This window comes from Bacteroides xylanisolvens XB1A, from assembly GCF_000210075.1.
Lineage (GTDB): Bacteria > Bacteroidota > Bacteroidia > Bacteroidales > Bacteroidaceae > Bacteroides > Bacteroides xylanisolvens.
Genome location: NC_021017.1, coordinates 1,516,051 through 1,528,995, shown reverse-complemented (window position 1 = coordinate 1,528,995; position 12,945 = coordinate 1,516,051). Strand labels below are relative to the sequence as shown.

Below are 12,945 nucleotides of genomic sequence, written 5' to 3'. Positions count from 1 at the left end.
TTCCTCTTTTCATTAATAACCTTCATTTTGAGTCAGATTGGTGTTTTTATCTTTCTCTCCTTGAGGAATCGGCCACAACTGCCGGAAAGCCTGCAAACCTGCAAACAGCAATCTGCCATCTTTGTCTTTATGTTTCTGCATCACTTCCAGCAAACGGTTATTACGTACCAGGTCAAACCAACGCTGACCTTCCATATACAACTCCAATTGACGTTCATTCTCTACCGCCAAGCGGCCCCTAGCCTGTCCCATATTCTCATCCAGAGAAGAGGGAGCAAAGCCCGCACGTTCTCTAATGCCGTTCACGATTCGAATCGCTTCCGGAGTGCGGTCTAACTCTACCAGTGCTTCGGCTTTCAACAGGAGTATATCCGCCAATCGCATCAGAATAATGTTGGAAGTCTTCTCGCGAATTTTATAAGACAACGGATAACTGTCCGCCGGCCAATAGGTGTCATAAGGAACCGATTTCCAAAGGATACTGGATGCATAACGGGTATCTTTCTCCTTGTCGAATTTAGCAACCAAGTCATGAGTAGGCGTACAATAACGTCTCCAGGTCACCGAACCGTCGTCTTCTTTCAGCAACACCCAATAAGCCCAGTTGGGAGCATCAGAGGTGTAATAGACTTCAAAGATACTTTCGGAAGAGAATTTCTTGTCAGGTTGCCACAACTCATCAAAGTTGCCGACCAGCGTATAACCCTCTGCTATCACTTTGTCGCAAGCTTCAACCACTTTGGCATAGTCGCGTGTTGATTTCTCTCCTCTGGTTGCCAACACCTTGGCACGCAAAGCATAAGCGGCGCCTTTGGTGGCCTGGAAAACTCCTTTATTTTTGCTTACCAGGTAACGAATGGTATTTTCTTCGTTCAGATCATCCAGTATCTGGTCGTAGATTTTATCTGCGACAGAACGTTCAGGATACATCACCGGATACCATTTATCCAGATTCTCGGCTGTAATGGTCGGAATCAAATCCAACACCATCGGAGCGTCTCCCCATAAACGGACGATATCGAAATAGGCCCATGCCCGCAAGAATTTTGCTTCTGCGATGACCCGATTACGCTCTTCTGCTACGGTAGAGGCAGGATCCATCATTTTCGTATTTTCAATCACACTGGTTGCAGTGCCAGCCATTGAATAATACTGTGACCAGACCAATTCTACCTTATAATTGGTAGAAGTCAGCTTCAACAAATCAAATTCTTGTTCGGCCACGCCGTCTCCACCAATATAGCAATTATCGGATTGTACATCTCCAATGGTGTAATTTTCCGACTGGAATATATCTGCCTTAAAGCTTTCATACGCACCTTGCAACTCGGCTTGCGCATCTGCCAGACTTCCGTATTTAGACTCCTGATCTTCCGTTCCGGTACCCTCCTGCATAAAATCCGATTGCGGTTTCTCATCCAGAAAATTACTGCATGAAACGACTAAGACGCAGAGTACGACATAAGCTAACTTTATTATGTTTTTCATTTTCGCACCTATTAAAATTCAACATTCAAACCAAAAATTACCGCCCTCGATTGAGGATAAGTACCATAGTCCACTCCTTGGGCAACGGAGTCGCCGCCAAAAGCATTTACTTCAGGATCGTATCCCTTGTATTTTGTCAACGTGAAAAGATTCTGTCCGGTGACGTAAGCCTGCAATCTGGACAGATGTATTTTATTCAACCATTTCTTAGGGAAATTATAGGACAAAGTGACTGTTTTCAAGCGCAAATAAGATCCGTCTTCTACAAAACGGGAGGAGTTGTGATTGTTCTCTGTATTACCAACGCGGGGGACATTGGTAATCATACCCGGTCGTTTCCAACGATCCAATACACGAACCGACTGGTTTCTAAAGTCGGTCATACCTTCCATATCGATGCGTGACGCATTAAAAATTTTATTGCCCTGACTTCCCTGCAAGAAAACAGACAGGTCGAAGCCGGCATACGAGAATGTATTCGTCATACCATATATGAACTTAGGCTGGGCATTTCCCAAGGTAGTGCGATCTTCCGGATCGATAAAGCCGTTACCATTCAGGTCACGATAGATGATATTTCCAGTTTCCGGATCGACGCCTTCTGATATATATCCAAAGAATGTTCCCAATGGAAGACCTTCTTTCAGGATGACAGCTTTCTCCTTGGATTCATACATTTCAGCATAATAATAGACTTTATTCAAGCCGAGCTTCGTCAACTTATTCCGGTTGAAAGAGATATTGAAATCGGTATTCCACTGGAAGTTGCCTTTCAAATTCTGGGAAGAGACAGTGAACTCCATACCTTTATTCACCATTTCACCATCGTTTCTTGTCACACTGCTTGGCACTACATTCTCCGGCAGGCTGACTGTCAGTAGTAAGTCGGTTGTTTTTTTGTAGTAAGCGTCCACCGAGAAGGATAAACGGGAATCAAACATTGTCAGGTCGAGACCCAGATTCCACTGGCTTGTTTTTTCCCAAGTCAGTTCTTTATTGGCTGCCGAACCGGGTCTGATGGCAAGTCCTGGATATAAGTTACCTTCTGAAACCGGCAGTTTACTAGCACTCATGGAAGCCATGTAAGCGTAGTTTCCAAAACCGCCCTGGTTACCGTTCATACCCCATCCGGCACGTAGCTTCAAATCGGTTACGATGTCTTGCAAAGGTTGCATAAACTTTTCGCTTGAAATTCTCCAACCTGCCGAAACAGAAGGAAAAGTACCCCAACGGTGTCCCGGAGCAAAACGGGAAGAACCATCGGCACGGAAGTTGACCGTCAGCAAATAACGGCTGTCATAATTGTACGCTATACGACCTAAAAAAGAGGCCAGCGTCCATGCGGAGGCGGAAGAACCACAAGCGTCTTTATCCAACTGATTGGCGGCACTGATGGAATGAATATCGGGATAAGACTCTGCCAGATCGAAACCAGCCATCCAGGATGCGTTATATTGTGCACGCTGTTGGGTGGCTCCTCCCAAGATGGAAAGGTTATGTTTGTTGAAGGAACAATCATAGGTTAGCAAATTCTCAAACAGCCATTCGAAGTTTCGTGAGAAACTCTCTTCCACACGTCCTTTTGTACCGCGTCCGTCCGAAGTTGAAATCGGGTCCAGATAATAATCCCAGTGTTCATTAGTCAGTTCAATGCCAAAAGTTGTTTTGAATTTCAGACCTTTGTATATATCAACCGTAAAGCCGAGCGAACCATTAATATGATCTGTATTCGTGTTGCTGTCCGCAGCATTGGCAGCCAGCGGATTCAGAATACGTGCACCATAAGCCTGTTCGTCGTATTCGTTCGGATCATACGGGTTCCACTTCTGCATAAACGGAGGAGTATTCACTACGGACAAGATGGAACCGGCACGCAAAGAACTGCGGCTTTCGTTCACCCATTGTCCTCCTGTATGCGAATACGCAAAGTTGAGTGCCATCTTTAACCATTTTGTCTGCTCACTATCCAAATTCGCACGGAAATTATACCGGTTGAAATGTGCTTTCTCCACAATACCTTGTTCATCGGAATAACCTCCGGATACAAAATATTGTAATTTCTCGGTTCCATTTGCCACGGATAATTGATAGTTCTGATTAACACCCGTACCGAAGAATAAATCAGTCCAGTCCACATAGCGTGTTTCATTTTCAGGAATATTGGGAGCAACATCCGAAACTGCTTTCAAGTCTTTCATCAAGTCTTTATATTGCTCTGTATTCAAGGCGTCTATCTTCTTCCCTAATTTAGAAAAACCCACATAAGCACTCATTTTCACCTGCGGTGCACCGATCTTTCCCCTCTTGGTCGTAATCAACACCACTCCGTTTGCCGCACGTGCTCCATAAATAGCTGCTGATGAAGCATCTTTCAGGATTTGCATACTTTCAATATCGTTCGGACTGATATTCGAAATATCATCCGACGGCAAACCATCTACCACATACAACGGCTCATTGGATGCCTGCACGGAAGTAGCACCTCTCACCCGGATGGTCACCCCGGAACCCGGCATACCCGATGGCTGCACAACTTGAATACCGGCTGCTTTTCCCTGAATGGCTTGTGCGGCTGTCATGATCGGACGTTCTTCAATATCTGCCGTAGAAACCACAGATACTGCCGTCGTAATATCTTTCCGTTTCATAGAACCGTATCCCACCACGACAACTTCTTCCAGCACTTGCGAATCTTCGCTCAAAGACACATTATAGATGTTCTGTTTATTGACCGTATGAGACTGGGAAACGTAACCGATATAGGAGAAACTGATTTTTGCCCCTATGGGAGCTTCCAAAGAGAAACGTCCGTCGATGTCAGTAGCGGTCCCAATATTCTCTCCTTCCACTCTCACGGTAACACCAATCAAAGGTTCCCCCCTCCGATCGGCTACAACACCGGTTATTGTTTTCTTATCTCCTTTCTGGGAGGCGTTTTGTTCGGTTTTCAGGGTAAGCACTACTTGCTTGCCCGATTCTATCTTATAACTAATAGGTGACCCTTTGAAAACTTTTTCTAAAACCGAATCGATACTTTCATTGTCCACTTTCAATGAAATCTTTTGATCCAATCCGGGAAGCTTATCCGTATAAAAGAAGCTGTAATCAGCCTTCTTCTCAATTACTCGTATCGTCTGGCGTATTGTCTGATTCTTTACAGAGAAAGTGATCTGCGCACTTACCTCTTGAGACACAAACAACAAGATATAACAGAACATAACAAGCCTTAATATGATATGTAATTGTTTTCTCATTAGTAATTAGCTTTAAATTCTTTAAAATATAAGTCTGAAAATCAGACTTTTTATTATCTTTGTGAAATCGTGATGCAAAAAGGATTCCCTTTCCCTTATCCGCATAAGGAAAAATTTCTTTTTTACTATCATGTATAAACCGTATTTAATTTCAGGGTGGAATTATGCTGCTACATAATTCTACCCTCTTTGTTTTATTATGAGGTGTCTTCCATAAATCGTCCTTTTTTAGTTAATACTACTTCCTATTTTCACCGTATCTCCTTCTAACTTATAAGTCAAAGGATAAGTAAGGCTTATAATGTAAAATACATTATGCAAACTGCTGTTCCGGATGGTTCCGGAAAACGGCACATTCTTCAGCTTCTCCGAGTCAAACACGACTTTCACCCCGTACATCCGCTCCAACGTGGTCGCGATCTCTGCCAAAGACGCTGAATTAAAAATCAACATATTGTTCCGCCAAAAGTCGATTTCACGCAGATCCGAGATGGGCGATTTAGTAAATGTCTGCTTATTCTTATGATACTCTACCTTTTCTCCGGGTTTCAACAATGTGGTATTCGTTTTATTAGAAACCCTGACACTTCCTTCCGCCAGCAGTGTCGTGACGGAAAGATCGTCGCCATATCCCTTCACATCAAAGGTTGTTCCCAACGCTTCTATCTCCAAATCATTGCAACAGACGATAAAGCGCTTGTCTTTGTTCTTTGCCACCTCAAAATAGGCTTCTCCGTCTAAATAAATCTTTCGGTCGGATTTGTTATACTCCGCATCATAAGAAAGATGAGTAGCCGAATTCAACCAGACTTTCGTTCCATCAGGTAAAGTCAGGTTCGCTTTCTGCCCGTAATCTACTGCAACCATGAAAGGATCCTGCGATACCTTATTTATATGTCCTACTCCGAAATAAGTGGCCAGCCCCAAACAAACCGGTAATAATATAGTGGCCGCCACCTTATATATAATAGGTTGCCAACGCCGCTTCTTCGGATACAGAATTTTGGGTTCATCCAAATTCCGCTGCAGATGATTCCACATTTCTTCTTCCACTGTCTTATCTATTTCGACAGCTGCTTCTTTCCACATCTGCTCGCAAAGCGAATTAAACTCATCACGAATCCCCGGTTTGCGAATCCATTCAATGAGTATCCTTCTTTCTTCAGAAGAGGCCTCCTTCTTGAAGAATTTTTCCAATAGTACTATGTAATCGTGTTGCTCCATAATTTTCCTGTTCTATATATACTAGCCTTGAGAGACAGAAAAGGACTACAAGAAAATAAAGACAAGTTAGATATTAACTTTTATTAAACATTAAGCATTAAATATGGTGTAGGAAGAGAGAAACAGAAAAGGCAATCGTCCCCAGTTTGTCACGCAGGAAATCCAAAGAACGATGTACCTGTGTAGCAACAGTCTTTTCGGATATATCCAACTGTTCAGCTATCTCACGATAGTTCAGCCCGGATTTCCAGTAGAGCATAAAAACTTCCCGACGGGCAGGAGGCAGTTCTTCCAAAAGTTTCAGGATATATTCTTCTAAAAATAAATAATCCAACTCTTCATCTATCTCTACGGATTCGTCAGCCGATTCATTGGATAGTTTATCCACATAATTTTGAAGCAGGAGTTCGCGCCTTACGTAATGGTATACCATATTTTGGGATATCTTAAAAAGATAACCGTCAAAATTACCTTCCAAATCAATATTGAGCCGTTTCTCCCAGATTTGGAGAAAGATATCCTGTGTAATATCCTTTGCCACCCCGGCATCGCCTATCATAGAAAGGACAAAACTGTAAATGCGAGCATTGTATGCACGATACAACGCTTCAAAAGCATTTTTATTTCCTTCCTTCAATAATTGAAGTTGTTGGGTGGTAATCATCATCAAATAAGGTTAAATCATATATGGACTCAAAAATAACGAAATAACTAAAGCCGACAACCAAAGCGCTTGTTAAAATTTCAATAAATCAATATCTAAGCTTTTAAAAAAGAATAGGATATAAATGCATATCCTATGTATCTCATATCATAAATTCAGCCATTTTGCTATAAAATTAATAGAAATTACCAATCAACAGCAACAATTTCTAACTTTTATTCCTACATTTGCAGCCAATTGATAACTTATTAACAAATTACATATATACCATGGCTAAAATAACGAAAGAAGCCGCTTTGCTCTATCACTCCCAGGGCAAACCCGGCAAGATTGAGGTAGTGCCTACCAAACCTTATAGTACACAAACCGACTTATCACTCGCATATTCCCCCGGTGTAGCAGAACCTTGTCTCGAAATTGAGAAGAACCCGCAGGATGCATACAAGTATACAGCTAAAGGAAATCTTGTAGCTGTTATTTCTAACGGTACAGCCGTACTCGGACTGGGCGATATAGGCGCATTAAGCGGCAAACCTGTAATGGAAGGTAAAGGGCTGCTTTTCAAAATCTATGCCGGTATCGACGTTTTCGACATCGAAGTAGACGAGAAAGATCCGGAGAAATTCATTGCGGCAGTGAAAGCAATCGCTCCTACCTTTGGAGGTATCAATCTGGAAGACATCAAGGCGCCCGAATGTTTTGAAATCGAACGTCGCCTGAAAGAAGAATTAGACATTCCTGTAATGCACGACGACCAGCACGGTACTGCTATTATCTCCAGCGCCGGTTTGGTAAATGCCTTGCAGGTGGCAGGAAAGAAAATCGAGGATGTGAAAATCGTCGTGAACGGTGCCGGTGCATCCGCAGTATCTTGTACTAAATTATATGTATCTTTGGGCGCTCGCCTCGAAAATATTGTCATGCTGGATAGTAAAGGCGTTATCAGCAAGACACGTACCGATCTGAACGAACAGAAAAGATATTTTGCAACTGACCGCACAGATATCCACACACTGGAAGAAGCAATCAAGGGCGCGGATGTATTCCTCGGCCTGTCAAAAGGAAATGTGTTGAGTCAAGATATGGTACGCAGCATGGCTCCGATGCCCATCGTATTCGCATTGGCCAACCCGACACCGGAAATCTCTTACGAAGATGCCATGGCAGCACGTCCTGACGTACTGATGGCTACCGGACGTTCCGACTATCCGAACCAGATTAATAATGTAATCGGTTTCCCATATATCTTCCGTGGTGCTTTGGACACTCAAGCTAAAGCAATCAACGAAGAAATGAAGATTGCGGCCGTACACGCTATTGCCAACCTGGCAAAACAACCGGTACCTGATGTAGTCAACGCAGCCTACCACGTAAACAACCTTTCTTTCGGTGCGGAATACTTTATCCCGAAACCGGTAGATCCACGCCTCATCACCGAAGTTTCCTGCGCAGTGGCAAAAGCTGCTATGGAAAGCGGAGTGGCTCGCACAGAAATCAAAGACTGGGACGCTTACTGTGTTCACCTGCGCGAATTGATGGGCTACGAATCCAAACTGACCCGCCAACTGTATGATACTGCCCGCCGCTCACCGCAACGTGTCGTATTTGCCGAAGGTATCCACCCGAATATGCTGAAAGCTGCCGTTGAAGCAAAAGCCGAAGGTATCTGTCATCCTATCTTATTAGGAAACGACGAAGCTATCGGAAAACTGGCAGAAGAAATGGAGCTTAGTCTGGAAGGTATTGAAATCGTCAATCTTCGTCACCCGGACGAATCAGACCGTCGCGAGCGTTACTCCCGCATCCTTGCAGAAAAACGTGCACGCGAAGGATTTACCTACGAAGAAGCCAACGACAAGATGTTCGAACGCAACTACTTCGGTATGATGATGGTGGAAACAGGAGATGCAGACGCATTCATCACCGGACTTTATACAAGATATAGCAATACGATCAAAGTGGCAAAAGAAGTGATCGGCATCCAACCGGGCTTCAAACACTTCGGTACCATGCATATCCTGAACTCCAAGAAAGGTACTTACTTCCTGGCAGACACATTGATTAACCGCCACCCCGATACGGAAACATTGATTGATATCGCCAAACTGTCCGATAAAACAGTTCGTTTCTTCAATCACACACCGGTTATCTCTATGTTGTCATACTCTAACTTCGGCGCTGATACCGCAGGTAGCCCAGTGAAAGTGCACGAAGCAGTTGCTCATATGCAGGAAGAATATCCGGAATTGGCTATCGACGGCGAAATGCAGGTTAATTTTGCCATGAACCGCGAATTGCGTGATACCAAATATCCGTTTACCCGCCTGAAAGGTAAAGACGTAAATACATTGATTTTCCCGAATCTAAGTTCAGCAAACGCCGGTTACAAACTGTTGCAGGCAATGGACCCGGATACAGAATTCATCGGCCCTATCCAGATGGGATTGAACAAACCTATCCACTTCACCGATTTCGAAAGTTCTGTCCGTGACATTGTGAATATCACAGCCGTAGCCGTGATCGACGCCATTGTTGACAAAAAGAAAAGAGGAGTGAAATGAAACGCCCGTTATCCAAATCACAAATAGTTTGCATCAGCCTGCTTTGGTTGGCGCTTTGCTATTTAGTTCTAACAAAAGCCGAACGAATTGACGGGATGACGATAGTAATGCTTGTCATTTCGGCAGCATTAGTATTTATTCCTGTTTATAAGTCGATCAAAAAGAACAAATAAATATCTTTTTTCCTATTTTTAATGCGATAAAATATCAAATTTGATGTTTTATCGCATTTTTCTTTATAAAATGTTTGCCAGTTCAATTTTTATCTTTACTTTTGCAACCGGAAATAAAAATCCGATGTACCCATATACAAGTGTGCAAATTGCTATACGGCAGAAAAGCACATAGTCGAGCGGCACATGAGCAAATTGTCAAATTAGCACATTATTTTTATATCAACCAATTAAAGAAAAAAAGATTATGAATGCAGCAAAGGTATTAGACGATCTGAAAAGAAGATTTCCCAATGAACCGGAGTATCATCAAGCAGTAGAAGAAGTACTTTCTACTATTGAAGAAGAATACAACAAACACCCGGAGTTTGATAAAGTAAACTTGATCGAACGTTTGTGTATTCCTGATAGAGTATATCAGTTCCGCGTGACTTGGATGGATGATAAAGGTAATATTCAGACCAACATGGGTTACCGTGTTCAGCACAACAACGCGATCGGTCCTTACAAAGGCGGTATCCGTTTCCATGCATCTGTAAACCTTTCTATCTTGAAGTTCCTTGCCTTTGAACAAACATTCAAAAACTCACTGACTACGCTGCCGATGGGTGGTGGTAAAGGTGGTTCCGACTTCTCTCCTCGTGGAAAGTCAAATGCCGAAGTAATGCGCTTCGTACAAGCATTCATGCTGGAACTGTGGCGTCACATCGGTCCTGAAACTGACGTTCCTGCCGGTGACATCGGTGTTGGTGGCCGTGAAGTAGGTTTCATGTTCGGTATGTATAAAAAACTGGCTCATGAATTTACCGGAACATTTACAGGTAAAGGCCGCGAATTCGGTGGTTCACTGATTCGTCCGGAAGCTACCGGTTATGGTAACATCTACTTCCTGATGGAAATGTTGAAAACAAAAGGCACTGACCTGAAAGGTAAAGTTTGTCTGGTTTCCGGTTCTGGTAACGTTGCTCAATATACAATCGAAAAAGTAATCGAACTGGGTGGTAAAGTAGTTACTTGCTCTGACTCTGACGGTTATATCTACGATCCGGATGGTATCGACCGCGAAAAACTGGACTACATCATGGAACTGAAGAATCTGTACCGTGGTCGTATCCGTGAATACGCAGAAAAATATGGTTGCAAATATGTAGAAGGAGCTAAACCTTGGGGTGAAAAATGTGATATCGCTCTTCCTTCTGCTACTCAAAATGAATTGAATGGCGACCACGCTCGTCAACTGGTAGCAAACGGTTGTATCGCCGTATCTGAAGGAGCTAACATGCCTTCTACTCCGGAAGCTATCAAAGTGTTCCAGGATGCTAAGATCCTTTACGCTCCGGGTAAAGCTGCTAATGCCGGTGGTGTGTCAGTATCAGGTCTTGAAATGACTCAAAACTCTATCAAATTGAGCTGGAGCGCTGAAGAAGTAGACGAAAAACTGAAGAGCATCATGAAGAATATCCACGAAGCTTGCGTTCAGTACGGTACAGAAGCCGACGGATACGTAAACTATGTGAAGGGTGCTAACGTAGCCGGATTCATGAAGGTTGCTAAAGCAATGATGGCACAAGGTATCGTATAATCAGCGAAAGATATATAAGCTATAGTTTATTTAAAGGCTCCCGCCTTCCGAAAGGAAGTGCGGGAGTTTTTATACCCTAAAGGGTGTAAAACAGAAAAATTACATTATATTTATACCCAAAAGGGTATAATATGGGCTCAGTCATTATTCTTGGGGATTTAACACATATTTGGCTACTTAGTTGAAGTTGAGTCTTATTTCTTCATTGTGTTCTTCCGCGTTATGAGCAAAATTCGGAATGAATAAAAGAAAATATATTTATATTTTGTCCATAGGCAAAAACCGGGTCACCGTTCCTTTTAAAGGAACGCCCCGATGCACACCGAGAAACGCCCCGTTCCTTTAAATGAAACGGGGCATTTGTTTTAAAGGAAAAAACAGGTGGCACATCTTGTTGTATAACAGCGCTTTATCTTTTCACAGTTATATAGTAAAATAATTAAGAACTTTATTTACAATATCAGTTAAATTCGCTATTCTTACAAATGAATTATCTATGGTTTGAATGTCTTTGAAATAAACAATAAATATTTAGTGGAGCGTTTTAGTACTGAAAAAGCAGATTTTAAGTACTTCTTCCATCTGTTCCATGTACTTTATTACAGCAGTACAAGTACCTATTTTCTTCAACTCTTGTACTTCTCCCAGTTGATTCATCTACTTCAAAAAACCAAATACAAGCCAAATACTATGAAAAGATACGAAACTTGAGCCTATTAATTGAATATTTAATCATTCCTTTCCTCTCCTTCCGAAAGGAAGTGCGGGAGTTTTTTATCAAAAATCACCTGAAGTTCATTCAAAATCCGTATCTTTGCTCCTCATAATTTACTAATTCATAATATATAAGATGAAATTTACAAATGTATTAGCCACAACCCTGTTATCTTTGTTGAGTACTGCATGCATACAAAACGAAGAACCGAATACCGAAGCAGACATTTTAAAATGTATTCTACCCAAAGAAATATTCGAATATGACAATACAAACTATTACGAACCTTACGATGAATCCATAAATGCTTATCCCCTTTATATCAGTGTAAATAGCAAAGCTACCCTTACACAATTGGCTCCAGAATTTGTATTAACAGAAGGTGCCACTATCGAACCTGCAAGTGGAAGTATCCAAGACTTCACTCATCCCGTACGTTATACCGTTACCTCAGCCGATGGTAAATGGCATCGCACCTATTCCGTCAGTATTTCAGATGATTTGCAAATTATCCCCGAGCAGTTTCATTTTGATAAACTGAGTTCCAAAAGCAGCAAATACCACATTTTCTATGAAGAGAACAAAGCAAAAGGTGAATTTATGGAATGGGCAAGTGCCAATCAAGGATATATGCTAGTATCCGGAAATAGTCCTGCTACAGAATACCCCACATCACAAGCCGACGGAGGAATTGAGAACAGTAAATGTGCCAAACTGGTAACTAAATCAACCGGAGGATTAGGAAGCCTTGTTGGCGCTCCCTTGGCAGCAGGAAATCTTTTCATCGGAACATTCAATTTCAATTCTTCTGTCAGCGATCCTTTAAAATCAACCGCTTTCGGAAGAATATTCCACAAAAAACCGCTCCGTCTAAAAGGATATTACAAATACAAGGCAGGTAGCACATATATGGATGGTACAAACGAAATACCAGAACAAAAAGACAATTTCATTGTGTATGGCATCTTTTACAAAACTGATGAAACACTTCGTACCATGGACGGATATCTAGCCATCAATGAATTCAAAGATCCACGCATGATAGCATTGGCACTTCTTCCAGAAAAAGAAAGAAAAGAAACTGATCAATGGACCGAGTTCAACATACCATTCGATTACAACAAATATGGAAAAGAAGTAGACATGGAAGCTTTATCACGCGGAGAGTATAAGATAAGCATCGTACTTTCTGCCAGTAAAGACGGAGATCGTTTCAAAGGGGCAATAGGGAGCACTCTTTATGTAGATGACCTAGAATTAGTTTGTGAAGAATAACCTAAAAAC

The 12,945-nt window shown here is 42.2% G+C and carries 8 protein-coding genes; 4 read left to right on the top strand and 4 right to left on the bottom strand.

The annotated features are described in order from the left end of the window. Positions 1–12 precede the first annotated feature (12 nt). From BXY_RS06300 to BXY_RS06285, 4 genes are all read right to left on the bottom strand, one after another. Complete coding sequence (locus BXY_RS06300) at positions 13–1,488, bottom strand: RagB/SusD family nutrient uptake outer membrane protein (protein WP_004317283.1); 1,476 nt, start codon at positions 1,486–1,488, stop codon at positions 13–15. Between the two features lie 11 nt (positions 1,489–1,499). Continuing rightward, positions 1,500–4,742 carry a TonB-dependent receptor gene (locus tag BXY_RS06295; protein ID WP_208946774.1) on the bottom strand — a complete coding sequence of 1,081 codons (3,243 nt, stop codon included), beginning with the start codon at positions 4,740–4,742 and terminating at the stop codon, positions 1,500–1,502. Between the two features lie 228 nt (positions 4,743–4,970). Further along, positions 4,971–5,966 (bottom strand): FecR family protein, encoded by a 996-nt coding sequence (locus BXY_RS06290; protein ID WP_004317279.1) that lies wholly within the window; start codon positions 5,964–5,966, stop codon positions 4,971–4,973. Between the two features lie 97 nt (positions 5,967–6,063). After that, complete coding sequence (locus tag BXY_RS06285) at positions 6,064–6,630, bottom strand: RNA polymerase sigma factor (RefSeq protein ID WP_008997775.1); 567 nt, start codon at positions 6,628–6,630, stop codon at positions 6,064–6,066. A 269-nt stretch (positions 6,631–6,899) separates the two neighbouring features. Here BXY_RS06285 and BXY_RS06280 point away from each other — a divergent pair, with 269 nt between their 5' ends. From BXY_RS06280 to BXY_RS06265, 4 genes are all read left to right on the top strand, one after another. After that, positions 6,900–9,191: an NADP-dependent malic enzyme gene (locus BXY_RS06280; RefSeq protein WP_004317276.1), complete on the top strand. Its 2,292-nt coding sequence runs from the start codon at positions 6,900–6,902 to the stop codon at positions 9,189–9,191. Further along, entirely contained in the window at positions 9,188–9,364 is a 177-nt protein-coding gene (locus BXY_RS06275; protein ID WP_004317275.1) for a hypothetical protein, read from the top strand. Before BXY_RS06280 ends, BXY_RS06275 begins: the two co-directional genes overlap by 4 nt. Positions 9,365–9,611: 247 nt before the next feature. After that, positions 9,612–10,946 carry an NADP-specific glutamate dehydrogenase gene (locus BXY_RS06270; protein WP_004317274.1) on the top strand — a complete coding sequence of 445 codons (1,335 nt, stop codon included), beginning with the start codon at positions 9,612–9,614 and terminating at the stop codon, positions 10,944–10,946. Between the two features lie 850 nt (positions 10,947–11,796). Further along, positions 11,797–12,936, top strand: coding sequence for a PCMD domain-containing protein (locus BXY_RS06265; protein WP_004317273.1), 1,140 nt, complete (start codon positions 11,797–11,799; stop codon positions 12,934–12,936). Positions 12,937–12,945 lie beyond the last annotated feature (9 nt).

Bases quoted from the DNA above. Each gene is read 5' to 3' on its own strand.
- BXY_RS06275 (WP_004317275.1), top strand. From the start codon at position 9,188: ATGAAACGCCCGTTATCCAAATCACAAATAGTTTGCATCAGCCTGCTT.
- BXY_RS06270 (WP_004317274.1), top strand. From the start codon at position 9,612: ATGAATGCAGCAAAGGTATTAGACGATCTGAAAAGAAGATTTCCCAAT.
- BXY_RS06295 (WP_208946774.1), bottom strand. From the start codon at position 4,742: ATGAGAAAACAATTACATATCATATTAAGGCTTGTTATGTTCTGTTAT.
- BXY_RS06290 (WP_004317279.1), bottom strand. From the start codon at position 5,966: ATGGAGCAACACGATTACATAGTACTATTGGAAAAATTCTTCAAGAAG.
- BXY_RS06285 (WP_008997775.1), bottom strand. From the start codon at position 6,630: ATGATTACCACCCAACAACTTCAATTATTGAAGGAAGGAAATAAAAAT.
- BXY_RS06280 (WP_004317276.1), top strand. From the start codon at position 6,900: ATGGCTAAAATAACGAAAGAAGCCGCTTTGCTCTATCACTCCCAGGGC.
- BXY_RS06300 (WP_004317283.1), bottom strand. From the start codon at position 1,488: ATGAAAAACATAATAAAGTTAGCTTATGTCGTACTCTGCGTCTTAGTC.
- BXY_RS06265 (WP_004317273.1), top strand. From the start codon at position 11,797: ATGAAATTTACAAATGTATTAGCCACAACCCTGTTATCTTTGTTGAGT.